At 72.0% G+C, this 25,085-nt stretch carries 24 protein-coding genes; 12 read left to right on the top strand and 12 right to left on the bottom strand.

Annotation, left to right across the window (positions count from 1 at the left end; translation table 11 throughout):
• Positions 1-172 precede the first annotated feature (172 nt).
• Entirely contained in the window at positions 173-1,090 is a 918-nt protein-coding gene (locus tag K2224_RS09020; protein ID WP_221906070.1) for a putative protein N(5)-glutamine methyltransferase, read from the top strand.
• A gap of 32 nt (positions 1,091-1,122) precedes the next feature.
• The gene (locus K2224_RS09015) at positions 1,123-2,001 is read left to right on the top strand and encodes a maleylpyruvate isomerase N-terminal domain-containing protein (protein WP_221906069.1); all 879 of its coding nucleotides are present in this window, start codon (positions 1,123-1,125) and stop codon (positions 1,999-2,001) included.
• Between the two features lie 142 nt (positions 2,002-2,143).
• Here the strand turns inward: K2224_RS09015 and thrS are convergent, their stop codons facing one another.
• The 4 genes from thrS to K2224_RS08995 form a co-directional block, all read right to left on the bottom strand.
• Positions 2,144-3,379 carry a threonine--tRNA ligase gene (gene thrS / locus K2224_RS09010; RefSeq protein ID WP_221906068.1) on the bottom strand — a complete coding sequence of 412 codons (1,236 nt, stop codon included), beginning with the start codon at positions 3,377-3,379 and terminating at the stop codon, positions 2,144-2,146.
• A 236-nt stretch (positions 3,380-3,615) separates the two neighbouring features.
• Positions 3,616-4,812 carry a glutathionylspermidine synthase family protein gene (locus tag K2224_RS09005; RefSeq protein WP_221906067.1) on the bottom strand — a complete coding sequence of 399 codons (1,197 nt, stop codon included), beginning with the start codon at positions 4,810-4,812 and terminating at the stop codon, positions 3,616-3,618.
• Between the two features lie 6 nt (positions 4,813-4,818).
• The gene (locus K2224_RS09000; RefSeq protein ID WP_221906066.1) at positions 4,819-5,157 is read right to left on the bottom strand and encodes a hypothetical protein; all 339 of its coding nucleotides are present in this window, start codon (positions 5,155-5,157) and stop codon (positions 4,819-4,821) included.
• A 190-nt stretch (positions 5,158-5,347) separates the two neighbouring features.
• Complete coding sequence (locus K2224_RS08995) at positions 5,348-6,922, bottom strand: FG-GAP-like repeat-containing protein (protein ID WP_221906065.1); 1,575 nt, start codon at positions 6,920-6,922, stop codon at positions 5,348-5,350.
• A 630-nt stretch (positions 6,923-7,552) separates the two neighbouring features.
• Here K2224_RS08995 and K2224_RS08990 point away from each other — a divergent pair.
• The 3 genes from K2224_RS08990 (at position 7,553) to K2224_RS08980 (ending at position 9,170) form a co-directional block, all read left to right on the top strand.
• Positions 7,553-8,008 (top strand): helix-turn-helix domain-containing protein, encoded by a 456-nt coding sequence (locus K2224_RS08990; protein ID WP_221906064.1) that lies wholly within the window; start codon positions 7,553-7,555, stop codon positions 8,006-8,008.
• 32 nt (positions 8,009-8,040) lie between these two features.
• Positions 8,041-8,679, top strand: coding sequence for a hypothetical protein (locus K2224_RS08985; RefSeq protein WP_221906063.1), 639 nt, complete (start codon positions 8,041-8,043; stop codon positions 8,677-8,679).
• Between the two features lie 146 nt (positions 8,680-8,825).
• Positions 8,826-9,170: a DUF2516 family protein gene (locus K2224_RS08980; RefSeq protein WP_221906062.1), complete on the top strand. Its 345-nt coding sequence runs from the start codon at positions 8,826-8,828 to the stop codon at positions 9,168-9,170.
• 90 nt (positions 9,171-9,260) lie between these two features.
• On the opposite strand, the gene K2224_RS08975 is transcribed toward K2224_RS08980, so the two are convergent.
• Entirely contained in the window at positions 9,261-10,823 is a 1,563-nt protein-coding gene (locus tag K2224_RS08975; protein ID WP_221906061.1) for a PP2C family protein-serine/threonine phosphatase, read from the bottom strand.
• Positions 10,824-11,337: 514 nt separating this feature from the next.
• Positions 11,338-12,459: a C40 family peptidase gene (locus K2224_RS08970; protein WP_260692413.1), complete on the bottom strand. Its 1,122-nt coding sequence runs from the start codon at positions 12,457-12,459 to the stop codon at positions 11,338-11,340.
• Between the two features lie 429 nt (positions 12,460-12,888).
• Between K2224_RS08970 and pstS the strand changes: the two genes are divergently transcribed.
• The 4 genes from pstS to pstB all read left to right on the top strand — a co-directional run bounded on the left by pstS (position 12,889) and on the right by pstB (position 16,988).
• Positions 12,889-14,016 (top strand): phosphate ABC transporter substrate-binding protein PstS, encoded by a 1,128-nt coding sequence (gene pstS, locus K2224_RS08965; protein ID WP_221906060.1) that lies wholly within the window; start codon positions 12,889-12,891, stop codon positions 14,014-14,016.
• Between the two features lie 93 nt (positions 14,017-14,109).
• Positions 14,110-15,102 carry a phosphate ABC transporter permease subunit PstC gene (gene pstC, locus K2224_RS08960; RefSeq protein ID WP_221906059.1) on the top strand — a complete coding sequence of 331 codons (993 nt, stop codon included), beginning with the start codon at positions 14,110-14,112 and terminating at the stop codon, positions 15,100-15,102.
• Complete coding sequence (pstA, locus tag K2224_RS08955) at positions 15,099-16,178, top strand: phosphate ABC transporter permease PstA (RefSeq protein WP_221906058.1); 1,080 nt, start codon at positions 15,099-15,101, stop codon at positions 16,176-16,178. The genes pstC and pstA overlap by 4 nt, the downstream gene beginning before the upstream one ends.
• A 33-nt stretch (positions 16,179-16,211) precedes the next feature.
• Positions 16,212-16,988, top strand: a complete 777-nt coding sequence (gene pstB, locus K2224_RS08950; protein ID WP_016570946.1) for a phosphate ABC transporter ATP-binding protein PstB — start codon at positions 16,212-16,214, stop codon at positions 16,986-16,988.
• A 163-nt stretch (positions 16,989-17,151) separates the two neighbouring features.
• On the opposite strand, the gene K2224_RS08945 is transcribed toward pstB, so the two are convergent.
• Together K2224_RS08945 and K2224_RS08940 are read right to left on the bottom strand one after the other, a co-directional pair.
• Positions 17,152-18,150 (bottom strand): inorganic phosphate transporter, encoded by a 999-nt coding sequence (locus K2224_RS08945; protein WP_221906057.1) that lies wholly within the window; start codon positions 18,148-18,150, stop codon positions 17,152-17,154.
• Positions 18,151-18,160: 10 nt separating this feature from the next.
• Entirely contained in the window at positions 18,161-18,781 is a 621-nt protein-coding gene (locus K2224_RS08940; RefSeq protein WP_067348233.1) for a DUF47 domain-containing protein, read from the bottom strand.
• A 194-nt stretch (positions 18,782-18,975) separates the two neighbouring features.
• Here K2224_RS08940 and K2224_RS08935 point away from each other — a divergent pair, with 194 nt between their 5' ends.
• Positions 18,976-19,392, top strand: coding sequence for a metal-sensitive transcriptional regulator (locus K2224_RS08935; protein WP_260692412.1), 417 nt, complete (start codon positions 18,976-18,978; stop codon positions 19,390-19,392).
• Between the two features lie 19 nt (positions 19,393-19,411).
• Here K2224_RS08935 and K2224_RS08930 read toward each other — a convergent pair whose 3' ends face one another.
• Positions 19,412-19,615 (bottom strand): hypothetical protein, encoded by a 204-nt coding sequence (locus K2224_RS08930; protein ID WP_221906056.1) that lies wholly within the window; start codon positions 19,613-19,615, stop codon positions 19,412-19,414.
• Between the two features lie 157 nt (positions 19,616-19,772).
• Positions 19,773-20,633 (bottom strand): hypothetical protein, encoded by an 861-nt coding sequence (locus K2224_RS08925; protein ID WP_221906055.1) that lies wholly within the window; start codon positions 20,631-20,633, stop codon positions 19,773-19,775.
• A 250-nt stretch (positions 20,634-20,883) separates the two neighbouring features.
• Between K2224_RS08925 and K2224_RS08920 the strand changes: the two genes are divergently transcribed.
• Together K2224_RS08920 and K2224_RS08915 are read left to right on the top strand one after the other, a co-directional pair.
• Positions 20,884-21,069 (top strand): hypothetical protein, encoded by a 186-nt coding sequence (locus K2224_RS08920; protein WP_221906054.1) that lies wholly within the window; start codon positions 20,884-20,886, stop codon positions 21,067-21,069.
• Positions 21,070-21,322: 253 nt separating this feature from the next.
• Positions 21,323-22,903 carry an FAD-binding oxidoreductase gene (locus tag K2224_RS08915; protein WP_221906053.1) on the top strand — a complete coding sequence of 527 codons (1,581 nt, stop codon included), beginning with the start codon at positions 21,323-21,325 and terminating at the stop codon, positions 22,901-22,903.
• A 76-nt stretch (positions 22,904-22,979) separates the two neighbouring features.
• Here K2224_RS08915 and K2224_RS08910 read toward each other — a convergent pair whose 3' ends face one another.
• On the bottom strand, positions 22,980-23,720 hold the full coding sequence (locus K2224_RS08910; RefSeq protein WP_221906052.1) for a phosphatase PAP2 family protein: 741 nt from the start codon (positions 23,718-23,720) through the stop codon (positions 22,980-22,982).
• A gap of 220 nt (positions 23,721-23,940) precedes the next feature.
• Complete coding sequence (locus tag K2224_RS08905; protein ID WP_313904763.1) at positions 23,941-24,945, bottom strand: bifunctional lytic transglycosylase/C40 family peptidase; 1,005 nt, start codon at positions 24,943-24,945, stop codon at positions 23,941-23,943.
• Positions 24,946-25,085: the final 140 nt, after the last annotated feature.

The raw sequence follows: 25,085 nt of genomic DNA, 5'->3' as shown, positions 1-25,085 counted from the left end.
CGGCGGATTCCGCGTTCGCCCGTGTACGCAGCGACCCCGAGGAGGTGAGACCGATTCCCCGCCAGTCCCGGCAGGTGCTCCCGGCTCACGTCCGTGCGTCCGTCCCCCTGAGGTGACCGCCCGACATCCGTGACCCGGGAAGCGCCCTCGGCATCCCGAAAGGCTCACCGCCATGTCGTCGTCCCAGTCGCTGTCTCAGTCGTTGTCCCAGCCGTCGCCCCAGCCGTCGTCCCGTTCCGCACTCCCGTCCTCCGTCGTCGACAGGCTCCGCGTCGCCGGTTGCGTCTTCGCCGAGGACGAGGCCGCGTTGCTCGTCGCCGCGGCCCGCACCCCCGAGGGCCTGGCCGCCATGGTGGAGCGGCGAGTGGCCGGCCATCCCCTGGAACACGTCCTGGGTTGGGCCGAGTTCGGTGGTCTGCGGGTCCGCGTTGACCCCGGTGTCTTCGTGCCGCGCCGGCGCACCGAGTTCCTGCTCGGGCAGGCCGTCGCCCTCGGGCGGGCCGTTGCGCGGAGCGGGCGGCGCCCCGTCGCGGTCGATCTGTGCTGCGGCTCCGGCGCCGTCGGGGCCGCGCTGGCCGCGGCGCTGGGCGCGGTCGAACTGCACGCCTGCGACATCGAACCGGCCGCGGTGCGCTGTGCCCGCCGCAATGTGGCCGCGGCTGGCGGACGGGTCCACGAGGGCGACCTGTTCGACCCGCTGCCCGTCGGCCTCCGGGGACGGATCGACGTCCTGACGGCGAACGTCCCCTACGTCCCCACCGAGGAGGTCGGCCTGTTGCCGTCGGAGGCCCGCGAGTACGAGCCGCTGGTGGCGCTCGACGGCGGCGCGGACGGGCTGCACGTGCTGCGGCGGGTGGCGGCGGAGGCGCCCCGGTGGCTGGCGCCGGGCGGCCACCTGCTCGTCGAGACCGGTGAGCGGCAGGCGGACCGGGCCGTCGCGGCCTTCCGACGCAGCGGGCTGCTCCCCCGCGTGGCCGCCTCCGACGAGCTCTGCGCCACCGTCGTGATCGGCACCCGACCGCCCGCCGTCGCCGTAGAGCCGCCCACCGCGGCCGGAGCGGCCGGAGCGGCCGGAGCGCCAACCCCCTGAGCATTGTCGGTGGTGCGCCGTACGGTGGTCGTATGGCTTCGATGAGCTACGACCGTCACTGTGCCGAAATCGTCGCCCAGACCGCCCTGTTGAGGACCCGGGTCGAGGGTGCGGACCTCTCCGCGCCGGTGCCCACCTGCCCCGGTTGGACCCTCGCCCGGCTGCTGCGCCATCTGGGCGGGGCGCACCGCCGGGTGGAGACGCTCGTCCGGACGAGAGCGACCGGTCCGGTGCCCGACGGCCCGGCCGGTGACGTCCCCGGTCCCGCCGACGGGGACGGGTCCGCGCTCGCCGCCCGGCTGACCGAGGGCGCCGACCGGCTGGCCGACACGCTGCGCGCGGCCGGCCCCGAGGCGGCGGTGTGGACGCCGGGCCCGGGCGCGACGTCGGCGTTCTGGGCGCGGCGGATGGCGCACGAGACGGTGGTGCACCGCGCGGACGCCATCTTCGCCACCGCACAGGCTCCGGGTGGTCCGGCCGTGGCCGACCGCCCGTTCGCGGTCGTGGAGGACGTCGCCGTGGACGCCCTCGACGAGTGGATGTCCTTCGGCTCCCTGCCGGCCGTACTGGAGCGCGGCCCTCGCATATCCGCCTTCCTGGGCACCGGCCGCACCCTCCGCCTCCAGGCCACCGACGGCACCCCCGAGGCCGCCGCGGACTGGCTGGTCGACCTCGACGCCGACGCGCTCAGCTGGCACCGCCCGCCGCCCCTCGCCCCCTCCACCCCACCGGCCACCACCACCGTCCGCGGCGCGCTCAACGACCTGCTGCTGCTCGTCTACGGCCGGCTCCCCGCACGCGGCCCCGTCCCTGCCCCGGTCGCCGCAGGCACCGGCCCGGTGGAGATCCTCGGCGAGGCCCCGTTGCTCGACGCCTGGCTGGAGGCCGTCGGCTGCTGGCTCAGGGAGTGAGGCGACGCGGGACGGCCGGCGGCGGAGGCGGCGGCCCGCCCGGCACCACGGCGTCGAAGAGCGGCCAGCCGTCGACGAAACGGCCCGGGCGACAACGGCCGGGCAGCAACGGGCCCGTACGGCAGGCGGTCCGTGCGAGCCCTCATCCCTCCGGCCACAGCTCTCCCCGCCGCCCCGCCACCACCGCCGCGATGCGGGCCAGTGCCTCGGCGGCGGGGAGCGGTGCCGGGCGGCGGCCGTCGCGCAGGCGGAGGGCGACGAGGTCGGCGGGGGCCTCACGGGGGCCGATGACGGCCTGGTAGGGAGCGCGCCGGGCGGCGCGGATCCGGGCGCCGAGGGTGCCCTGGGCGGGGCCGACGAGTTCGGCCCGCAGGCCGCGTTCCCGACAGCGCCGCACCAGCCCGTCGGCGTGCGGCAGTTCGTCCTCGGAGACCGGGAGCACCGCGAGCTGGACGGGGGCGAGCCAGGCCGGGAAGGCGCCGCCGTGCTCCTCGATGAGGTGGGCGACGGCGCGTTCGACGCTGCCGATGACGGCGCGGTGGACCATCACGGGCCGGTGCCGGGCGCCGTCGGGGCCCGCGTAGGACAGGTCGAAGCGGCGCGGCTGGTGGAGGTCCACCTGGACGGTGGAGAGGGTGGCCTCGCGGCCTGCGCGGTCGGCGATCTGCACATCGATCTTGGGGCCGTAGAAGGCGGCCTCGCCCCCGGCGGCCTCGTAGGCCACCCCGGAGCCGTCCAGGACCTCGGTCAGCAGGGCCGACGCCCGCCGCCACATCGCGGGATCGGCGACGTACTTGCCGCCCTCCCCGGGGAGCGAGAGGCGGTAACGGGCGGCGCGGATGCCGAGGTCGGCGTAGGCGCGGCGGATCAGGTCCAGGGCCGCGCGGGCCTCGTCGGCGACCTGGTCGAGGGTGCAGAAGATGTGCGCGTCGTTGAGCTGGATGGCACGGACGCGGGTGAGCCCGCCGAGCACCCCGGAGCGCTCCGAGCGGTACATCCCACCCAACTCCGCGATCCGCAAGGGGAGTTCACGGTGACTGCGGGGGCGTGCGCGGTAGATGAGGGCGTGGTGGGGGCAGAGGCTGGGGCGCAGTACGACCTGTTCGCCGCCGAGGTCCATGGGCGGGAACATGTCGTCGCGATAGTGGTCCCAGTGGCCGGAGATCTCGTACAGCTCGCGCTTGCCGAGGACCGGCGAGTAGACGTGCCGGTAGCCGGCGCGGCGCTCGGTCTCGCGGATGTACTCCTCCAGTGCGTGCCGCACCGCCGCGCCGTCCGGCAGCCAGTAGGGCAGTCCGGCGCCCATCAGCGGATCGGTGTCGAAGAGGTCCAGCTCGCGGCCGAGCCGGCGGTGGTCGTGGGCGGGTGCGGTGTTCATGGCGGTCTCCTCGCGGGTACGGGCGAGTGACCACACGGCGAAGCCCCGGGGCACTCGCCCCGGGGCTCGACGACTCGGAAGTCAGTGGTCAGCGCGCCGGGACTGTCTCCGGCGTCGTCGTGAAGGACAGAACTGCGCGCTGCATGCCGCAGACCGTAGCAGCGCACCCCGGCATCCGCACCGGGTTTTTCATCCGCCTCCCCATCCGCCCCCCGTCCCCGTTCTCATCCCCGTTCTCATCCGCTGTCCCCTCCGATGAGGTGCGGCACGAACCGCGCGTACCCGTCGGTGACCAGTCCGGCCGACTCGCGGATGCCGAGGCCGGCCGCCTCGTCGTCGACGACCCAGGCGCCCAGCACCACCCGGTTTCCGTCGAAGTCCGGCAGCGGGGCCAACTCCTGGTAGCAGCAGGGTTCGTCGCGCAGGACGGCTGCGGATCCCGAGGGGTGGACGGTGACCCCTTCACCTTCCCTTCCCAGCAGCGGTTTGGCGACGTATCCGGGGCCGGCGGGCAGGTCGCGGGGGCCGTCCAGATAGGCGGGCAGGAGGTTGGGGTGGCCGGGGAAGAGCTCCCAGAGGACCGCCAGCAGTGCCTTGTTGGAGAGCAGCATCTTCCAGGCGGGCTCGATCCACAGGGTGGAGCCGGTGGCGCCGCCGTTGTCGAGGGTGTCCAGGACGTGCGGGCCGAAGGCGTCGGCGGCCAGCCACTCCCAGGGGTAGAGCTTGAAGCAGGCGCGGACGAAACGCAGCTGCTGGTCGACGAAGCGCCCGGAGAGCCGGTCCCAGCCGATCTCCTCCATGGCGATCGCCTCGGTGGCCAGGCCCGCCTGTTCGGCCGTCTCGCGCAGGTAGGCGACGGTCATCAGGTCCTCGCCCAGCTCGTCGTCGGCCGAGTGCGCGAAGTGCAGCGGGGCGCCGGGCGGCAGCAGCGCCGCCTGCCGCTTCCAGGCGGCCACCAACCGCTCGTGCAGCGAGTTCCACTGGTCGGCGGCCGGGAAGCGGTCCTCCATCCAGAACCACTGCGGGCTGGCGGCCTCCACCAGGGAGGTGGGGGTGTCGGCGTTGTACTCCAGCATCTTGGCCGGGCCGGTGCCGTCGTAGCGGAGGTCGAACCGGCCATAGACGGAGGGGAGTTCGGCGCGGCGGCGCCACGCCTCGGCGACCCGGGCGGCCAGGCGCGGATCGGTGAGGCCGAGGTCGGCGAACCGGTCGTGGACGACGATGTGCTCGGCGGCGGCCAGGCACATGCCGTGCAGTTCCTCGACGACCCCCTCCAGTTCCTCGATCTCGTCGACCGAGAAGGAGTAGTAGGCGCTCTCGTCCCAGTAGGGGCGCAGCGAGTCGTCGGGGTACCGGGTGAGCGGGTAGATCAGGCCCTGGGCCTCGACGATGCCCTGCCAGTCGGGGCGGGGCTCGGTGCGGTGGCGGCGCATCCGGCGTCAGCCGCCCGAGGAGCCGTGCCGGGAGCCGAAGCCCCCGCGGGTGACGGCGGCGCTCTTGTCGAACGTGCCGCCCTTGGCGTAGCGGCCGGAGCCGCCGGAGCCGTAGTACCAGCGGCCGGACGTGGTACCGGCCGCACCACCCGACGAGGAGCACTGCGCCGGGCTGAGCACGCGGTATCCCAGGGCGCCGTCGTAGCTCCTGGGGTCCACGCAGCGCTTGTCCGGCTCCGATCCACAGGAGGTGAGGGCCGCGGCCAGCGCGCCCATGCCCCCGAGGACGACGGTGCCGGAACGCAGCCGCCGCCGTATCTGTCCGGATTCCACCTTGCGCACCATGCTGACCCCCGTCTGTCCGTACGCGACAACCTCCGTCGCCCGCCCACCCTAGGCTTCCCACTCCACGGACCGATACGGCGGGCGGGTACCCCGCCGCACGCGACCGCATCACTCCCCTACCCGGCTCTCCCCCGCGCCCGCCCGACGAGCATCGCCCCCCGATCCGCTCGCCGGGCGCTCGGGAGCCCGGTCAGGCGAGGGATTCGATGTTCTGCCAGCCGCTCCTGCCGACCACGGTGGCCTCGCCGTCGACCGGGTCGCCGTCGGCGTTCCGCCCGCCTGCGTAGTGGAGCAGGGTGCCCTCGCGGGTGGTGGCCCACAGATCGGCGATCCCGTTCCGGTCGGCGTCCGCCCCTCCGGCGATCAGCGGGCGGTTGAGCGGGTTCCAGCCACGGCGGCCGTATGGGGTGCGGTCGTCGAAGGTGCCGTCGGGCCGGCCGCGGTAGAGCCAGAGAATTCCGCTCGTGCTCTCGCGTACGAGCAGGTCGGGGCGGCCGTCGCCGGTCGCGTCGCCGGGCGCGGTCAGCGTCATGGGCGCCCAGCCGCGGGCACCGATCTGGATGCGGGGCTTGAGGTGCGGCTTGTCGGCGGGGTCGCCCGGGTAGAGCCACAGCTTGTCGTCGTAGCCGGCGACCAGGTCCGGGTGGCCGTCGCCGGTCAGATCTCCGACGCTGACGATCTGGCTGTCCGCCGGCAGACCGGAGCCGATACGGACGCGTGCGCCCAGGGTGCCGTCGCCGTTGTTGGGGTAGAGCCACAACTCGCCGCCTATGCGGGCGATCAGGTCCTCGCGACCGTCGCCCGTGTAGTCGCCGCGGTGCGTGACGGCGGCCCCCGACCAGCCGCCGGTCCCGATGACCCGGTGGCCGCCGGTGAACGTGCCGTCGCCGCGCCCGCTGTAGAGGCGGAGCCTGCCGGCGTCGTCGACGGCGACCATGTCGGGACGGCCGTCTCCGGTCATGTCGCCGGGTACGGGTGCTCCGCGCAAATACACGATGATCGGCGCGTGGTCGGAATAGCCGTTGGGCTCCCCGCTGTCGGGCTCGTTGGGAGACGTGTCCATGCGCGACTTGTCGATGTCCCAGTGCGCAACGCGACTCGATCCCACGGCTCTGGTGAAGAAGAAGTGGTCGAGCTTATTGGTATTGCGGTAGGTGTAGCCGTCGATGGCCCGGTCGAGGCTGTCGGTCAGCGGTTTCATCTGCGCGGCATCCGCGTTGCGGTTGAAATCACCGCCGAGCAGAACGTCGGTGTTCGCATCCGCGCCGAGGTGACGCTCGACGTTGAGAATCTGCTGGCCGACGCGCGGGTCCTCGCCGGACTTGATGTGGGTGGTGCAGACGCGGGTGGTCCACCCTCGCACCGTGGCGCACAGGATCGGCAGGGTCTGCTCGTCCTTACCGGACGGGTCCGCGGGCAGGGTGTTCTCGGTGGTCGTTTCCTCGATGGCGCCCTTTACCGCGAGCGCCACCCCGAGTTCGCCTTTCAGACCGTTACGGCAATGGGCGGCGCCGTCGCTCTCGCGTGCCCCCACGGCGTGCCGGACGGACCACTCCGGGCCGAGTTTCGTGTGCAGCAGATCCACGTGACTTCCCGGGGCGTTGCCGCACACCTCCTGCAGCATCACCACGTTCGCCTGGTGCTCGTCGACCAGCTGCTTGACCTGGTCGACCTTCTGTTCCGGGGCGTTCCGGTAAGGGCAATACCCGGCCTCGCCCCGGTCACCGCCCGCCTCGCCGCAGATATTCCAGGAAATTGCCCGCACCTCGGGAGTGCTGCGCTGGGGCGCGACGGAAGGGGCCGAAATTTCGGATGGGGCAGCGGCGCCGAGCGGAGCCGCGACCGCCGGGGCCGGCGCCGCAGCAAGCGCCAAGACGGCGAGCAGGACGCCGGAAATTCGTATAGGAATGCGTTTCACCCGAGGATCCTATCCTCGGGTGAAACCCCACTCTCACCGGCAACGAAATATCCAGCGCATTCGAGGAACTACCGGGTACCGCAGCCGCATTCCCCAACGATAGAACATCGCCACCGGCCAACTGGCTTCGGGGGCCGCGAACACGACCAGCACATCCACGCGCCCGGCGCGAAGTACCCACCGTAGCCGACGAATTCAGCGGAGCCGGCGGCGCGACGCACGACGAATTCCAGGTTCATGAAGCAACCAGAATCCCCTAAACCCCACGGGCATCGGAAGGATTCCCTCCTCGCCCGTCGTCACCACCATTACACCGACCCCGCAGGGGATTCCCGCGCCGCTTCCGGGCCGGACGGCCTCGCTCCGTCGACGCGACGAGCGGGCGACACCGGCCCCGCGCCCGCCGCCCGGTATGTCGCACACCACTCCTGCTAGCGCTTGCTTGCAATAGTTAGCACTACCGTGCAGTATCGATGCATGGCATCACTCAACGTCGGCAATCTCGGCGAGTTCCTGCGGGAGCAGCGGCGCACCGCGCAGCTGAGCCTGCGGCAGCTGGCGGATGCCGCGGGGGTGTCCAACCCGTACCTCAGCCAGATCGAGCGTGGTCTGCGCAAACCGAGCGCGGAGATCCTCCAGCAGCTCGCCAAGGCACTGCGGATATCCGCCGAGACGCTGTACGTCCAGGCCGGCATCCTGGACGAACGGCGCGCCCCGGACGGCACCGGGGTGCAGACCGCGATACTCACCGACCCGTCGCTGAACGAGCGGCAGAAGCAGGTCCTGCTGCAGATCTACGAGTCCTTCCGCAAGGAGAACGGGCTCGGCGGCGGCGAACCGGCCGGCGGCACCGCGCCCCGGTCCGGCGACGGGCCCGAGGACGACGACCACCCCCATGAGACAGAGGCCGACGGCGGCCCGCACGCCACCTGAGCAACCCCATCGTTTCCAGGAGGAACCACGTCATGGCCATCACCACCGATGACCTCCGCAAGGCCCTGACCGACGCGACCCCGCTGTACGCCCTGGCCGGTACCGCCGACCTGGCCGCCGAGAAGCTGGGCGAGGTGCCGCAGCTGGTCGAGAAGCTGAAGGCCGAGGCGCCCAAGCGCTTCGAGTCGGTCCGCAGCACCGACCCCAAGGACATCCAGGCCCTGGTCACCAAGCAGGCCAAGGAGGCCCAGGAGAAGCTGGGCGAGCTGCTGGGCTCGCTCGACGGCGACCTGAAGAAGTTCCGCGACCAGGCGCAGGAGCTGGCGCTGCGCGGCGTCGGCCGGGCCGCCGAGGTCGCCGTGCAGGCCCGCGAGACCTACGACGAGCTGGCCGAGCGCGGCCGCGGCGCGGTGCAGAACTGGCGCGGTGGCGCCGCCGAGCAGGTCGAGGAGCTGGCGGTGGCGATCGAGCCGGAGCACAAGGCCGAGGCGAAGAACGGCGCGGAGACCGGCGGCCGCGCCAAGACCGTGCCGGCCAACGGCACCCGCCCCGAGGCGAAGGCCACCGCCTCCACCGAGACGAAGGCCGCCGGGGCGAAGAAGCCGGCCGCCCAGCGCAAGCCCGCCGCGGGCCCGGCGAAGAAGAGCACCCCGCCGTCGTCGGCGAAGTGAGCCGCCGGTGAGCGCCGGTCATCGGGCGGGCCGGGCACTTCCCACGTGCCCGGCCCGTTGTCCCGGTACGGTGGGGCCCCAGGACCCACACGACCCACGATGACAGCCCGACTCCCAGGGCGAACGGCTAACGGCAGGTGGACGGCGTGCTGATTTACGGATTCCAGAGCATTCTGAGCTGGGTTCAGCTCGCCCTCGGCGTCTATGCGGCCGTGATGCTGATCGACGCGGCCACCCGCCGCGAGGACGCCTACCGCGCGGCCGACAAGCAGAACAAGGGCATGTGGCTGATCTTCCTGGGCCTGGCCACCGCGCTGCTGTTCCTGCTGCCGATGCTGTCGTTCCTGCCGATCATCGGCGTGATCGCGGTGATCGTCTACACCGTCGACGTCCGGCCGGCGCTGCGCGCGGTGGCCGGTGGCGGCCGTGGCCCGCGCCGCCGCGGCTCCAGCTCGGACGGCCCCTACGGGCCGTACAACGGCGGCCGCTAGGTCTCGGCCTCGCCCCCCGGTGCGGCCGGGCCCGTCTCCGCTCCGGGCCCGGCCGCCCGGCGGGGCCGGCCCTGGTTCGTCGGACGGGGTCTAGCGCCGGTCCAGCAGCAGGACCGCCACATCGTCCGTGAGCTCGCCGCCGTTGAGGGCACGGACCTCGCGCACCGACTCCTCCAGCAGCTCCTCGCCCTGCAGGCCGTTCGCCATCTGGCGGGCGACGAGCTCGGTCATGCCCTCCTGGCCCAGGCGCCGGTTTCCCTCGCCGATGCGGCCCTCGATGAGGCCGTCGGTGTACATCAGCAGGCTCCAGGCGGCGCCCAGCTCGACCTGGCGGCGCGGCCAGCGGGCCTCCGGCAGCAGCCCGAGCGCCGGGCCGCCGAACTCGTACGGCAGCAGTTCCGGCCGCCGACCGGCGCGGGCCAGCAGCGGCGCGGGGTGGCCGGCCAGGCACACCCCGGCCCGGTGGCCGTCCTCGGAGATGTCGACGGTGCACAGCGTCGCGAAGATCTCGTCGTCGGAGCGCTCGTTCTCCAGCACCTTCTGGAGGGTGGCCAGCAGCTCGTCACCGTACAGCCCGGCGAAGGTCAACGCCCGCCAGGCGATGCGGAGTTCGACGCCGAGCGCGGCCTCGTCGGGGCCGTGGCCGCAGACGTCGCCGATCATGGCATGGACGGTGCCGTCCGGGGTGCGGACGGTGTCGTAGAAGTCGCCGCCGAGCAGGGCGCGGCTGCGCCCGGGCCGGTAGCAGGCCGCGAAGCGCAGCTCGGAGCCGTCGAGCAGCGGGGTGGGCAGCAGGCCGCGCTCCAGGCGGGCGTTCTCCTGGGCGCGCAGCCGGGACTCGGTGAGCTGGCGCTGGGCGAGGTCGGCGCGCTTGCGTTCCACGGCGTAGCGCACCGCGCGGCTGAGCACCTTGCCGTCCAGCTCGTCGCGGAAGAGGTAGTCCTGGGCGCCCACCCGCACCGCGTCGGCGGCCCGCTCGGCGTCCGTCTCGCAGGTGAGGACGAGGACGGCCTGCGCGGGGGCCATGCGCAGGACGTCGCGGAGCACACCCAGCTCGTCGCCCCGGGAGCCGCCGGTGGTCCGTGCCTCGCCCTCGGCCGGGGTGAGGTCGAGCAGGATGCAGTGCACGTCGTCGGTGAGCAGCCGCTCGGCCTCGGTGAGGTTGCGGGCGGTGCGCAGCCGGACCTTGCGGCCGGCCCAGTCCCACATCTCGGGGACGTGGCTGTTGGGGTCCTCGCCTATGAGGAGCAGGGTCAGCCCCTGGGCGGGCGGCTCGGGCGGGGGGTCCGGCAGCGGCTCGGCGGCGGCCGGGGCCTCGACTGTGGCGGAGAACACGGTGCCGTTCGCCGGGTCGGGCGCATGACCGGCCGCGGGGCGGGCAGCGGTCCGTCCGGCCGGGAGCCGGTGGTCCGCGGCCGGGCGCGGCAGCTCGGCCGCCGGCAGGTCCCGGGGCAACGGGGCGGGGCGGGCGGCGGCGAGGGGCGTCGGGGGTGCCTCCGGCGCGGTCTGCGGCGGGTGGGAAGCCCCGGAGCAGGCCCCGTGCGCCGGCATGCCGACGGCGGCGGCGCGGGCGGTTTCCGCGCAGCCGGGGTCCACCGGTCCTGCCTCGTGCGGCAGCACGTCCGTCCGCGGGCGCGGTACGGGTACGGGCATGGGTCTGCTTCCTTCCCTCCCCCCGAGGGGTGCGGCGGCATACCGATCGGCACACCGCCGTGCCCGGTTCGACCCCGCTCGTCGGTCTGTTCGGCGGGGCGCCATCGGGCGTCGAAGGGCGACCATAGCGTCCGGACCGTGCGGCACGGAATGCCCTTTGGCACGCGGCCTTCGTCATATGCCAAAGCCGGGAGTGCATTTCACCTGCGGCGGCCGGGAGGGGGAATGACGAACATCACCCCGGCCGGACGCATTCCGTTGCCGGACAGCTACCGCGCCACTACGGAAAGACATCCTCCGGCCGCTTCCGCGAGCCCACCCTTCGGAATTCAACAATCCGGCGGTGCGGCAGCGCTCGGCACCGCCGCGCATTCCGTGCATTCCGCTCGCACGGAACGGAAATGCACGGAAACGGTGGGCGGAACGGAAGGGGCGGAGGGCACGGAAGGCGCGGCCGGAGAATGTCCGGAATCGCCCCCTGCCGCCGTCACCGGCGGCGCGGGCGAGGGTCCGCTCAGCGGGCCGGGTCCCCGTCCGGGCGGACGACGCCCAGGATCGGCATCGAGCCGGCGCCCGTGAGCGTCACCTGCCGGCCGGGCCGCGGGGCGTGCACGATCGCGCCGTCCCCGACGTACATCCCGACATGGCTGGCGTCGGAGAAATAAATGACGAGGTCGCCCGGTCGCATATCCTTGAGCGCCACCCGGGGCAGCTGCCGCCACTGCTCCTGCGAGGTGCGCGGAATCGTCCGCCCGGCGGCCTGCCAGGACCGCAGGGTCAGCCCCGAGCAGTCGAAGGTGTCCGGGCCCACCGCACCCCAGACGTAATCCTTGCCGATCTGCGAAGTGGCGTACGAAATCGCCTTCTTGCCCTGCTCGGATGCTTTGTTGGTGATGTCCCGGAGTACGCCGGAGTCGAGCCATTTCTGCTGGGCGAGCAGCGCCTGGTCGTCCTCCAGTTTCCGCAGCCGTTCCTTTTCCTTGGCGGCCAGTCGGGATTCCAGCTTTTTCGCCGCGTCGATCCTGTCGTTGATCTCCTTGCGGGCGGCGTCCTTCTTCCGACGGTCGGCGTCCAGTTGCTCCCAGCGGTGACTGGCGTCCTGGGCGTAGCCCTGCAAGTCACTCTGGAGGTGCGTGAGTTGGCTGATCACGCCCTTGACGGCCTGCTGTCCCTTGCGGGTCAGATCGGCGTTGGCCAGGAAGGACTCCGGGTCGGGGCTGAGCAGCAGCTGCGCCTCGGGGGGAATGCCGCCGGTGCGGTACTGGGCGCTGGCCAGCGCACCGGCCCGACGCTTGAGGGCGGCCAGCCGCTGCTGGCCGGAGTCGATGGTGCGGGCCAGCTGGACGATCTTCTTCTGCTGGAGCTGGACCTGCTCCTCGGCGGCGTTGTAGTCGTCGGTCGCCCGCTCCGCGGTGCGGTAGAGGCCCTCGATCTCCTTGCGCACCTCGTCGAGGTGGCGGGCCTCGCCGCCGGGGGACGGCGCGGGGTCCGGGGACCGCTGCGCCGCCGTGGCCGTCCCACCGAGCAGCCCCGTGGCACAGAGGACGACCGCGGTGCAGACCGCCAGCCGGCCGCCCCGTAGGCCCCATCCCGCACTCGCGTCCCGAACGCCCTGTTGTGCCCCCTGGCTCCCCACCAGTCACCTCCGGTCGTTCCGCACCGATTCGTGTGCTCTCCTTCGGCGCGGATGCTGCCATACCGACCGGTAATCCAACAGAGCGACGGGCCGGTTCGTGGAGGGGAAAGCGGGAGGTCCACCCGGAACCAGGCACTCCGGGCGGCGCCGCCGACCGGATCCGGGCGCTCTCCGGCGACCCTTCACGACCGCGCCCCCGGCCCCGCGCACGCCCCGGAAACCGCCGCCCGCGCCGACTCGGCACCGCACTCAGCCGACGGCCGAGGTTCACCGCGTGTTCACTCCGCTCCATCGGCCGCTTCACCTGATCTGCCTAATTTCGGCCGTGCTCGGTGCCCGTTCCGCCGGAAGAGGCGACGCGACACCACCTCGTCCCGTCACACCCCGCTCGCCGCGGAAACGGCGCGCACCAGGAAGGAACTCTCGACAGTGAAGCTTCAGCGCAAGAACCGGGTTCGCGCCCTCGCCGTTGGCGCTCTCGCCGTCTCCGGTGCCCTGGCCCTGACCGCGTGCGGCTCCGACAACACCACCGGGGGCAGCGGTGGCGGCGGCAGCTCCGCCAAGGCCGCCAACATCAAGTGCGACGGCAAGGGGAAGCTGCTCGCCTCCGGCTCCTCGGCGCAGAAGAACGCGATGGACGTCTGGGTGCAGAACTACGCGGGCGCCTGCCAGGGCACCGAGATCAACTACCAGCCCACCGGCTCCGGCGCCGGTATCACCACCTTCCTGCAGGGCCAGACCGCCTTCGCCGGCTCCGACTCCCCGCTCAAGCCCGAGGAGATCACCAAGTCGAAGGCCGTCTGCAAGGGCGGCCAGGCGATCGACCTGCCGATGGTCGGCGGCCCGATCGCGGTCGGCTACAACGTCCCCGGCGTGGACAACCTCGTCCTGGACGCGCCGACCCTGGCGAAGATCTTCGACTCGCAGATCAGCAACTGGAACGACCCCGCGATCAAGAAGCTCAACCCGGGCGCCAAGCTCCCTGACCTGAAGATCCAGGCGTTCCACCGCTCCGACGACTCGGGCACCACCGACAACTTCACCAAGTACCTCAAGGCGGCCTCCGGCGGCGCCTGGAAGCACGAGCCGGGCAAGAAGTGGGAGGGCACCGGCGGCCAGGCGGCGTCCGGCTCGGCCGGCGTCTCCTCGCAGGTCAAGCAGACCAGCGGCGCGATCTCCTACTTCGAGCTGTCCTACGCCACCTCGGGCAAGATCCCGACGGTCAAGGTCGCCACCGGCGCCAAGGCCCCGGTCGAGGCCACCGTCGACAACGCCTCCGCGGCGATCGCCGCGGCCAAGCCGGCCGGCCAGGGCAACGACCTCGCGCTCAAGCTCGACTACGCCACCAAGGCCGAGGGCGCCTACCCGATCACCCTGGTGACCAACGAGATCGTCTGCGACAAGGGCAACAAGGCCGACACCCTGCCCGCCACCAAGTCCTTCCTCACCTACATCGCCGGCAAGGACGGCCAGGACGCCCTCAAGGCCCTCGGCTACGCCCCGCTCCCGACCGAGATCGCCGACAAGGTCCGCAAGACCGTCGCGACGCTCTCCTGACCCGCCGGCGGCGGCCCGGTTCCCCCGGGCCGCCGCCCTTCCGGTGCACCGCCGCACCGGAGCCCGCTCGGGCTCCGCAGACCGGAGAAACCCATGGACTACTCGACATCGCCGCTACCCGACACACCACCGCCACCGGCCGCGAGCCCGGTCTCCGGCAAGGCGGTCCGCCCCGGTGACCGGATCTTCCTGGGGCTCTCCCGGGGCTCCGGCATCGCCCTCCTGGTGATCATGGCCGCCATCGCGGCCTTCCTCACCTACCGCTCGGTCCTCGCCATATCCGGCGACAAGAGCAACTTCTTCACCACCCTCGACTGGAACGCCATCGGCACCGAGCCCAAGTTCGGCATCGCGGTGCTGGCCTTCGGCACGGTCGTCAGCTCGCTCATCGCGATGCTCCTCGCGGTGCCGGTCGCGGTCGGCATCGCGCTGTTCATCTCGCACTACGCGCCCCGCAAACTCGCCTCGCCGCTGGGCTACGTCATCGACCTGCTCGCCGCCGTCCCCAGCATCGTCTACGGCCTGTGGGGCGCGCTCTTCCTCGTCCCGAACCTCGGCGGTCTCTACGGCTGGCTGAACGACTACCTCGGCTGGACCGGGATCTTCAGCTACAGCAACGGGGCCGCCCGCTCGCTGTTCACCGTCGGCATCCTGCTCGCGATCATGATCCTGCCGATCGTCACCAGCGTCAGCCGGGAGGTCTTCCTCCAGGTCCCGCGGATGCACGAGGAGGCCGCGCTGGCCCTCGGCGCCACCCGCTGGGAGGTCATCCGGATGTCGGTGCTGCCCTTCGGCCGCTCCGGCGTCATCAGCGCCTCCATGCTCGGCCTGGGCCGCGCGCTGGGCGAGACGATGGCGGTGGCCACGGTCCTCTCGCCGAGCTTCCTGATCAGCGCCAGCCTGCTGGACCCGGGCGGCGGCACCTTCGCCCAGAACATCGCCAGCAAGTTCAGCGAGGCCGACACCTTCGGCCAGGACGCCCTGATCGCCTCCGGCCTCGTCCTCTTCGTGATCACCCTGCTCGTCAACGGCGCCGCCCGGCTGATCATCGCCCGCCGCAAGGAGTACTCGGGGGCCTCCTCATGACCGTCGCCACCAGCCACCGCCACCGCAAGGTCGCCGAGCCGCGCGCCTCGCTCGGCCTGAAGCAGTCCCGGCTCCCCCGCTGGACCCTGCCGGTCCTCGCGCTGGCCGCCGTCGGCGCCGGTTGCGGCACCGGCCTGGCCGCCGGCCTGGACTCGACGCTCCAGTGGGGCCTGATCGCCGCGCTGCTCTTCGTCGTCGTGACGTATCTGCTGACCGCGGCCGTCGAGGGCACCCGCCAGGCCAAGGACCGGCTGGCCACCAGCGCCGTGTGGACCGCCTTCCTGCTCGCCGTCGTCCCGCTCGCCTCGCTGCTGTGGGAGACCGTCGCCCGCGGCACCAAGGTCCTCGACGGCTACTTCCTGTCCCACTCGATGGGCACGCTGCCCGACGCGATGCCCGGCGGCGGCGTCTACCACGCGATCGTCGGCACCCTGGAGCAGGTCGGCCTGGCGACCCTGATCGCCGCCCCGCTCGGGCTGCTGACCGCGATCTACCTCGTCGAGTACGGCCGCGGCACGCTCGCGAAGGTCGTCACCTTCTTCGTCGACGTGATGACCGGCATCCCGTCGATCGTCGCCGGCCTGTTCGTCCTGTCCGTGTGGATCCTGATCCTGGGCTTCGGCCCGTCCGGCTTCGCCGGCTCGATGGCGCTGGCGATCCTGATGATGCCGGTCGTGGTCCGCTCCACCGAGGAGATGCTCAAACTCGTCCCGAACGAGCTGCGCGAGGCGTCCCTGGCCCTCGGCGTCCCCAAGTGGCGCACGATCCTGAAGGTCGTCCTGCCCACGTCGATCGGCGGCATCACCACCGGCGTGATGCTGGCCATCGCCCGCATCACCGGTGAGACCGCCCCGGTACTGCTGCTGGTGTGGGGCGCCAAGACGATCAACAACAACCCCTTCGACGGCGCCCAGCAGTCCCTGCCGCTCTACGTCTTCCAGCAGTGGCAGCAGGGCTCCGACGCCTCCTACGACCGGGCCTGGGCCGCGGCACTCGTGCTGATCGCCTTCGTCATGGTCCTGAACCTGGTGGCCCGCGGCATCGCCCGCTGGAAGGCCCCCAAAGCCGGCCGCTGACCGAGCCGCGAACAGAAAGAAGCAGTGATTTCCATGGCCAAGCGAATCGACGTCAGCGGCCTGAACGCCTACTACGGTGCCCACAAGGCCATCGACGACATCTCCATGACCGTCGAGCCCCGCTCGGTGACCGCCTTCATCGGCCCCTCCGGCTGCGGCAAGTCCACCTTCCTGCGCACCCTGAACCGGATGCACGAGGTCACCCCCGGCGGCCGCGTCGAGGGCAAGGTGATGCTGGACGACGAGAACCTCTACGGCTCGGGCGTCGACCCGGTCGCCGTCCGCCGCACCGTGGGCATGGTCTTCCAGCGCCCCAACCCGTTCCCCACGATGTCGATCTTCGACAACGTCGCGGCCGGGCTGCGCCTGAACGGCAAGTACCGCAAGAGCGAGCTGAAGGACGTCGTCGAGCGGTCCCTGAAGGGCGCCAACCTCTGGAACGAGGTCAAGGACCGCCTGAACAAGCCCGGCTCCGGCCTCTCCGGCGGCCAGCAGCAGCGGCTGTGCATCGCCCGCGCCATCGCGGTCGAACCGCAGGTGCTGCTGATGGACGAGCCCTGCTCGGCGCTCGACCCGATCTCCACCCTCGCCATCGAGGACCTCATCGGGGAGCTGAAGGAGCGCTTCACGATCGTCATCGTGACGCACAACATGCAGCAGGCCGCCCGCGTCTCGGACCGCACCGCGTTCTTCAACCTGGCGGCGGTCGGCAAGCCCGGCAAGCTCATCGAGATCGACGAGACCGAGCGGATCTTCTCCAACCCGTCGGTCCAGGCCACCGAGGACTACATCTCCGGCCGCTTCGGCTAGGCCGCCGGACCTCCCGTCGGCCCCCGTCGGCCGCCCACCGGTGTCCTGCGGTGCTGCATGGCGGTGCCACCGCAGGACGAAGGGCCCGCCCCCTCCCAGTGGGGGCGGGCCCTTTCGCCGCGCTACGAGTGGCCGGACGACACCGGCCGTCAGCCGAAGGCCGTCAGCCGAAGGCCAGCTTGATCAGCCAGAACGCCAGGGCCGCGACCAGCGCCGCGGCCGGCATGGTGATGAACCAGCCCATCACGATGTTCTTGGCCACGCCCCAGCGCACCGCCCGCGGCCGCTTGGTCGAGCCGACGCCCATGATCGAGGCGGTGATCACGTGCGTGGTGGAGATCGGCGCGTGGAACATGAAGGACGCGATGTACATCACCGAGGCGGAGGTGGTCTCCGCGGCGAAGCCCTGCGGCGGGTCCAGCTCGATGATCCGCCGGCCCAGCGTCCGCATGATGCGCCAGCCGCCCGCGTAGGTGCCCAGCGACATGGTGATCGCACAGGCCAGCTTGACCCACAGCGGAATGGCGTCGTCGGCCTTCTCGACATCGGCGATGACCAGCGCCATCACCACGATGCCCATGGTCTTCTGGGCGTCCTGGAGGCCGTGCCCGAGCGCCATGCCCGCCGCCGAGACCGTCTGCGCTATGCGGAAGCCGCGCTTGGCCTTGTGCGGGTTGGCCTTCCGGAACAGCCAGAGGATCACGACCATCACGAGGTAGCCGAGCACCAGCCCGATCACCGGCGAGATGAACATCGGGAGGACGACCTTCGAGATCACCCCCGACCAGATCACCTCCGTCCCGCCGGCCAGCGCCGCGCCGACCATGCCGCCGAACAGCGCGTGCGAGGAGGACGACGGCAGGCCGAAGTACCAGGTGACGAGGTTCCAGACCACCGCACCGAGCAGCGCGGCGAAGAGGATGCCCATCCCCTTGTCGCCGTGCGGGGTGGCGATCAGCCCCTCGCTGACCGTCTTGGCGACGCCGCTGCCCAGGAAGGCACCGGCGAGGTTCATCACGGCCGCCATGGCCAGCGCCGCCCGCGGCGTCAGCGCCCGCGTCGAGACCGAGGTCGCGATGGCGTTGGCCGAGTCGTGGAAGCCGTTGGTGTAGGTGAATCCGAGCGCGACCCCGATGGTCACGATGAGCGCGAAGGTGTCCATGGCTTAGGGCTCAGGACTCCTTGACCGCGATGGTCTCGACGGTGTTGGCGACGTGCTCGAAGGCGTCCGCCGCCTCCTCCAGGATGTCCACGATCTGCTTGAGCTTGAGCACCTCGATGGCGTCGTACTTGCCGTTGAAGAGGTGCGCCAGCAGCTTGCGGTGGATCTGGTCGGCCTGGTTCTCCAGCCGGTTGACCTCGATCCAGTACTCGGTGAGGTTCGACATCGTGCGGAGGTTCGGCATCGCCTCGGCGGTCAGTTCGGCCGCCCGCGCCAGCACCTCGATCTGCTGCTCGATGCCCTTGGGGAGCTCCTCGATCTTGTAGAGGACGACCAGATCGACGGCCTCCTCCATGAAGTCCATGATGTCGTCGAGCGACGAGGCGAGGGCGTAGATGTCCTCGCGGTCGAACGGCGTGATGAACGAGGAGTTGAGCTGGTGGAAGATCGCGTGTGTCGCGTCGTCCCCCGCGTGCTCCGCCGCCCGCATCCGTTCGGCGATCTCGGCCCGTGCGGAGGCGTCCGCCCCGAGCAGTTCCATCAGGAGCTTGGAGCCTGTGACGATGTTGTCCGCGGACGCCGCGAACATGTCATAGAAGCTCGTCTCCCTGGGGGTCAGACGAAAGCGCACGTGAAATCCTCGGGGTACAGCGGATTCGGTCGAGTTGATGCTAGGCGCATCATCCAGCCACAGCTAACCGGCATTCCTTCAGTGTCGCCCATCGGGCAGCATGCTCTGCACGGGGTACCGCGGGTGCCCGCAAATTTCGGTACGATATACCCGCCGGGGGTATACGGATCGCCTCAATACCACGGGAGATGGCCATGACGACCACGGAAGCGGGCACCGGCGGCGGCACCGCAGCCGCACCGGCCTGCCACGGCCCCCAGCCGGAATCCACCCCCCTCACCGGGCCGGAATCTGTGACCGATACCGCTGTGCAGACTCCGGCCCCGGGCGGCCACGGCTACGCCAAGCAAAAGGACGCGCACATCAAGCGACTGCGCCGCATCGAGGGCCAGATCCGCGGACTGCAGCGCATGCTCGAAGAAGACGTCTACTGCATCGACATACTCACCCAGGTCTCGGCGAGCACGAAGGGCCTTCAGTCCTTCGGTCTCCAGCTGCTGGAGGAGCATCTGCGGCACTGCGTCGCCGACGCGGCCGCCCAGGGGCCGGACGCCATCGACGCCAAGGTCCAGGAGGCGACCAAGGCCATCGAGCGGATGCTGCGGAGCTGACGGCCGCGGTGCCGGCACATCACGGCGGGTCCGGGGCCTCCCGCTCGGCCCCGCCGTCCCGTGGGGGCCCGGCCACGTGCAGAAGTTCGTCGATCCGGTCGGTACTGAGCCGGTCCTCGCTCGCGGCCGCCGCCGCGATCATCAACTCACCGGTGAGATCGATCTCGGCGAGGGCCACCTGCTCCTGAACCGTCGGATGGCGATGGGCGGGCACGTCCGACACCTCCTCCCTTCGAGCGCCTTCCCACGCCGCGGTGGTTAACGCCAGCGTAGGGAGGGCCGCCCGCCGCGCACATGGCACGGAAGGACCATTTCCGCGCCCGGCGGCCCCGACGGTCACCCCACACCCGCTTCGCTCGCGCGGGCCCCCGCCTCCCGTCCTACGAGGACGCCGAGGCGATCTTCCCGGTGTAGATGTCCCGCCGGTCCGGCAGCCGCACCACGACCCTGGATCCAAACCCGTACAGCTCGGTCGTGGACGTCACCGCCGCCCCCGCCGGCGCCCCGTTGGCGAAGTGGAACCGCTGACGGACCTTGCGCAGCCGCCCGGCGTCGTCGAGATACGCGTCGAACGGCACCACGTCGGTGGTGAACCCTTTTTCCGCGGCCACCAGCGCGGGCCTGCTCCGCCCCGACGCCGCCCCGGCGGCCGCGGTCAGATCGGTCGTCCCCCGGTAGTGCCGCACCACCGAACCGCCCAGCCGCTCCTCCCCCTGGTACGTCACCTCCCGTGCGCCGCGCAGGAGTTCGGCGGCGGCCAGCGGATCGGTGGCCCCGCCGGTGACCAGATTCCCGTCGGAGAGCGTCGCGGTGTCCACCCGCACCCACTTGTCGTCCGGCACGCCCGCCCCGCGGTTCTTCATGAACAGCGCGCCGGGCGCCAGGATCTCGGTGATCGGCTGGTGGCCGCCGCTGGGCTTGCCCTTCAGATCCGGCAGCACCACCCGCAGCTGACCGCTGGCGGCCCCGAAGTCATAGCCCCCGGCGCCCCGGATCGCCACCCGCGTCCCGCCGCTGACCGTCTCCATCACCGTGCGCACCTTGGCGGTGCCGGCCCGGACCAGCGCCTCCACGCTCCGTCGCAGCTGCACCGCGGCCGCCGCCGGCCCGGGCACCATCTGGTCGTCCGCCGCCGCCCCGTCCGGGGAGCAGCCCGTCGTCGCCAGCAGCCCCGCCATCAGTCCCGTCCCGCACACCACGGCCGCGGCGACCGCGCCCCCTCGCCTGTCCTGCACCACCATGCGTACGAGCCCCCTCGGCCGCTGCGTCCGGGACCGCCTGGGCCGGCCGGTCCCTCGGGACGGTCGGACGTCCCGCCCCGACTCGTCTGACGGTGCGTCGACCGCTCCGTTCAACGACCGTTGGGGGGCCTCGTCACGCTCGGGGGGAGGGAGCGCAGCCCCTGTCGCCGAACTCCCGTCGTCGCCCGGAGGGCGGGCCGGGCGACGACCCGGCAGACGGGAGTTCGACGACAGGGGCTAGCGTGGCGGGGTGCCCGAAACAGTGCCGCACCGCACCTTCACCACCGAGCGCGGTTCCTTCTGTCTGGCCCGTTGCGACTGCGGGTGGACGGGGATGGCCCGGCGGGCCCGCTCCCAGGCGCGGGCCGATGCCGAGCGGCATCTGGCCGCCGTGCGGGGCGACTCGGACGCCGGCTTCGAACATCCGGCGGAATGACCGGATCCGTTCCGGGAACCCCGCACCCCCCGTGGCGCATCTCATGGGGGTAGTGAGGGTCACAACAGCACCGTGCAACAACGGACTTCACTCGCGGTACCGGGCGTAACGGCACAACGGGGACGTGCCCGGCCGGTCCCGCCGGGAGCGGAGTCGCGCCCGGTGCGGTGTCCCGCACGCGCCCCGCGACCGACGGCCGGACGACGGGCGGGCCGGGGCCGGACCGTACGACAACCAAGGGGGATTCATCCCAGTGAAGCGGCGCACACTCCTGACGGCCGGCGGCGGACTCGCGGCCACCTCCCTCGCCTGGGCGACCGGCTGCGACGGCCCGGGCGGCGGGCGCGCCGCGGCCGCCGGCACCGCCGGGAACGCCATGACCAGCGCGGCCGCCGCCAAGAGCCCCACCACACAGGCCGCCTGGAACGCGCTCGGCAAGAGCCTGGACGGCGATCTGATACGCGCGACCGACGCCTCCTACGCCTCCGCCCGGCGCCTCTACAACACCCGTTTCGACACCCTCAAGCCGTCCGCCCTGGCCTACGTCAAGCACCCCGGCGACATAGCCGAGTGCCTGGCCTTCGCCCGCCGCTACAACGCCCCGGTCGCCATCCGCAGCGGCGGCCACTCCTACGCGGGCTACTCCAGCGGCGACGGCAAGCTCGTCATCGACGTCTCGGCGCTGAACAAGGTCGGCGCGCCCTCCGGCGGCATCACCCGGATCGGCGCCGGCGCCAAGCTCATCGACGTCTACGAGGGCCTGGGCCCGCACGGCGTCACGGTGCCGGGCGGCTCCTGCCCCACCGTCGGCATATCCGGCCTGACCCTGGGCGGCGGCCACGGCGTGGTCTCCCGGGCGTACGGGCTGACCTGCGACAGCCTGGTCGGCGCCACCGTCGTCACGGCCGACGGCAAGACCGTCGACTGCGACAAGGACCACCACCCCGACCTCTTCTGGGCGTTGCGCGGCGCCGGCAACGGCAACTTCGGCGTGGTCACCGAACTCCGCTTCCGCACCCACCCGGCGCCCCGCGCGGTGATGGCGTACCTGACCTGGCCGTGGTCGAAGGCCGCGGCGGTGCTGGGCTCCTGGCAGAAGTGGGGCCCGGACCAGGCCGACGAGATATGGTCCGCGGCCCACTTCGACGCCCGCCCCGGCGGCACCCCGGGGGTCTCCGTCGCCGCGTTCTCGCTCGGCTCGCACGACGACCTCAAGAACGCACTGGACCGGCTCGCCGACCAGCCCGGCGGCCCCGGCCCGGCCACCCACGTCAGCCTCAAACCGATCGGCTACCTGGACGCGATGGAGTCGTACGCCGGCTGCTCGTCCAAGTCCACCGCGCAGTGCCACATGCCGGGCACGCTGCCCGGCCACACCGGTGCCGGCACGCTGGGCCGGGAGACCTACGCCGCCCGCTCGCACTTCTTCGACCGCTCGCTGTCCGCGGCCGGCATCCAGACCCTGCTGGCGCAGATCGAGACCGGCGGCCGCAAGGGCGTCACCGGCAACGTCGCACTGACCGCGCTGGGCGGCGCCGTCAACCGCGTGGGCACCGGCGACACCGCCTTCGTCCACCGCCGTTCCCGCTTCCTCGCGCAGTACCTGGCGTCCTGGCCGGCCGGGGGCTCCGGCGCGACCCGCACCGCCTGGCTGAACGGCTTCCACACCGCGATGCAGCGCCACTCCTCGGGCGCGGCGTACCAGAACTACACCGACCCCGGCCTGTCCGACTGGAAGTCCGCCTACTACGGGGCGGCCGGCGCCCGCCTCGACAAGGTCAAGCAGAGCTACGACCCGCAGCGGCTGTTCAGCACCTTCGCCCAGGCCCTCTGAACCACCCGCACGCCCCCGACAGGCCGATGGCCCGGCCCCCTTTTCCCCAGGGGCCGGGCCATCGTCCTGTGCGCCGTCAGGCGGCCAGGTCCTCGTCCCGCTCGCGGTGGCGCGGCGTCGGCTCGGCGGCGACCACCGGGCCGGCTCCGCCCTCGCCCTCGTCCTCGTCCTCGTCGCCGTCCGCCGCCGGCTCCGCCGCCCGGCCCCCGGCCCGCACCAGCCAGCTCAGCGGCGACCGTTCCACCGCCGCCGTCAGCGGCACCAGCGCCGCCTGCGCGAGCGGCGCCAGCAGCAGCGCGACGGCCGTGCCGAGCGCGAACCCGCCGATCACGTCCGTCGGGTAGTGCACGCCCAGGTAGACCCGGCAGAAGCCTTCGAGCAGCGCCAGCCCGATCCCGACCAGTCCGAAGCGGCGGTGCGCGACGAACAGCCCGACGCCGACGGCCATGGTGAGCGTGGCGTGGTCGCTGACGAACGAGAAGTCGCTCTTGCCGGGGATCAGCACCGTGAGCCCGGCGTGGTCCTTGAACGGCCGTGGCCGCTCGACGAATCCGCGGATCGGGATGTTGGCCAGCAGCGCCAGCCCGGCGGCCAGCGGCGCCCAGACCAGCCCGGCGATCGCGGCCGCGCCGTCCGGCCGGCGGCGGGCGCTCCACCAGGCGAGCAGACACAGCACTCCGAGGGCGGCGATGATGCCGTACTCACCGATGAACTCCATCGCGCCGTTCACCCAGTGCGGGGCGTCCTTCGCGAGGCCGTTGATGCCGTCGAGCACGTCGACGTCGGGGTTCGGCCCCTCGAATGCGAGTCCAGCCATCTACCGTGGCCCCTTATCTTCCGCGCGCCACGCGAGCGCCGCCTAGTGCTGCCAACCCCCGTTGTCGATCTGTGTGGCCGTCGAGCCCGTGCCGCCGTGCGCGCTGCTGTGTCCCCACGCCAGGGAAACGCCTCGCGCACCCGCGGCGTTCCACTCTCCACGGGATGATCACCAGGACGTTATCGAAGCTTGACACGTCACCGCAGTTCAGGACTTATGTTCACCCGCCGTTCCGGGTCGGGAGCGCTTTCGCGCCATCGGACGTGACGCGGGTGGCGCCGATGTAGTCCGGTGTGTCGATCTTGTCGAACCGGATGACCGCGCCGGTGTAGGGCGCGTTGATCATGTATCCGCCGCCGACGTAGATGCCCACGTGGTGGATGGAGCGCGGGTCGTTCAGGTCGTAGGCGAAGAACACCAGGTCGCCCGGGAGCAGCTCGTTCCGCTTGGGGTGCGGGCCGGCGTTCCACTGGTCGTTGGCCACCCGCGGCAGTTCGATGCCCACCGATTCGTACGCGGCCTTGGTCAGCCCGGAGCAGTCGAACCGACCGCCCTGGTCCGCGGTGCCGTTGCCGCCCCACAGATACGGCGTGCCGAGCTTGCCCTGCGCGTAGTAGATGGCCGCCGCGGCCTGTCGGGAGGGCGCCACCGGGGCGGTCGGCGCCTCGAAGCTCCTGGCCAGCGTCGTGATGGTCTTCACGTAGTCCTGCGTCTCGCGGTACGGCGGCACGCCGTTGTACTGGATGACGCGGTAGGCACCGGCGTTGTAGGCCGCGAGCATGTTCTCGGTGGCGTTGCCCGCCGCGCCCTTCACATAGCTCGCCAGCTCGCAGTCGTACGACGCGGCCGACGGGATGGCGTCCGCCGGGTCCCAGATGTCCTTCTTGCCGTCGCCGTTGCCGTCGATGCCGTGGGTGGCCCACGTCCCGGGGATGAACTGCGCTATCCCGCGGGCGTCCGCGGGGCTCCGGGCGTGCGCGTTCCACCCGCTCTCCTGATAGAGCTGGGCCGCCAGCAGCGCCGGGTTGATGGCCGGGCAGAGCGTCCCCCACTTCGCCACCAGCGACTGGTACGCGGCCGGCACCGCACCCTTGGCCAGCCCCACCGCCCGGCCGGCGGCCCCCGCCAGTCCGGCCGCCGCCCCGTACGTACCGACCACGAGCAGCCCGATCAGGCAGAGCATCAGCCCCACCCCGATCCCGCTGCCCACCCAGAATTTCCGCACCCCCCAACCCTCCCCCATTCAGGCCCGGTTCACAGCCCTTTCGCCGGCCGTCGCGCACCCGGCGGCCGCACCGCGGCGCACGGGGCGGCGCACGGGGCGCTTCGAACGGTGTGCGATTCCCGTCACATCCGCTTTCCGGT

This window comes from Streptomyces sp. BHT-5-2 (genome assembly GCF_019774615.1).
Lineage (GTDB): Bacteria > Actinomycetota > Actinomycetes > Streptomycetales > Streptomycetaceae > Streptomyces.
The sequence above is the reverse complement of the archived record's forward strand: the minus strand, read 5'-3'. Positions and strand labels throughout refer to the sequence as shown.

What these genes read in the sequence shown, in the direction of transcription:
- K2224_RS09020 (WP_221906070.1), top strand. Translation starts at nt 173, where the DNA reads ATGTCGTCGTCCCAGTCGCTGTCTCAGTCGTTGTCCCAGCCGTCGCCC.
- K2224_RS09015 (WP_221906069.1), top strand. Translation starts at nt 1,123, where the DNA reads ATGGCTTCGATGAGCTACGACCGTCACTGTGCCGAAATCGTCGCCCAG.
- thrS (WP_221906068.1), bottom strand. Translation starts at nt 3,379, where the DNA reads ATGAACACCGCACCCGCCCACGACCACCGCCGGCTCGGCCGCGAGCTG.
- K2224_RS09005 (WP_221906067.1), bottom strand. Translation starts at nt 4,812, where the DNA reads ATGCGCCGCCACCGCACCGAGCCCCGCCCCGACTGGCAGGGCATCGTC.
- K2224_RS09000 (WP_221906066.1), bottom strand. Translation starts at nt 5,157, where the DNA reads ATGGTGCGCAAGGTGGAATCCGGACAGATACGGCGGCGGCTGCGTTCC.
- K2224_RS08990 (WP_221906064.1), top strand. Translation starts at nt 7,553, where the DNA reads ATGGCATCACTCAACGTCGGCAATCTCGGCGAGTTCCTGCGGGAGCAG.
- K2224_RS08985 (WP_221906063.1), top strand. Translation starts at nt 8,041, where the DNA reads ATGGCCATCACCACCGATGACCTCCGCAAGGCCCTGACCGACGCGACC.
- K2224_RS08975 (WP_221906061.1), bottom strand. Translation starts at nt 10,823, where the DNA reads ATGCCCGTACCCGTACCGCGCCCGCGGACGGACGTGCTGCCGCACGAG.
- pstC (WP_221906059.1), top strand. Translation starts at nt 14,110, where the DNA reads ATGGACTACTCGACATCGCCGCTACCCGACACACCACCGCCACCGGCC.
- pstA (WP_221906058.1), top strand. Translation starts at nt 15,099, where the DNA reads ATGACCGTCGCCACCAGCCACCGCCACCGCAAGGTCGCCGAGCCGCGC.
- pstB (WP_016570946.1), top strand. Translation starts at nt 16,212, where the DNA reads ATGGCCAAGCGAATCGACGTCAGCGGCCTGAACGCCTACTACGGTGCC.
- K2224_RS08945 (WP_221906057.1), bottom strand. Translation starts at nt 18,150, where the DNA reads ATGGACACCTTCGCGCTCATCGTGACCATCGGGGTCGCGCTCGGATTC.
- K2224_RS08935 (WP_260692412.1), top strand. Translation starts at nt 18,976, where the DNA reads ATGACGACCACGGAAGCGGGCACCGGCGGCGGCACCGCAGCCGCACCG.
- K2224_RS08925 (WP_221906055.1), bottom strand. Translation starts at nt 20,633, where the DNA reads ATGGTGGTGCAGGACAGGCGAGGGGGCGCGGTCGCCGCGGCCGTGGTG.
- K2224_RS08910 (WP_221906052.1), bottom strand. Translation starts at nt 23,720, where the DNA reads ATGGCTGGACTCGCATTCGAGGGGCCGAACCCCGACGTCGACGTGCTC.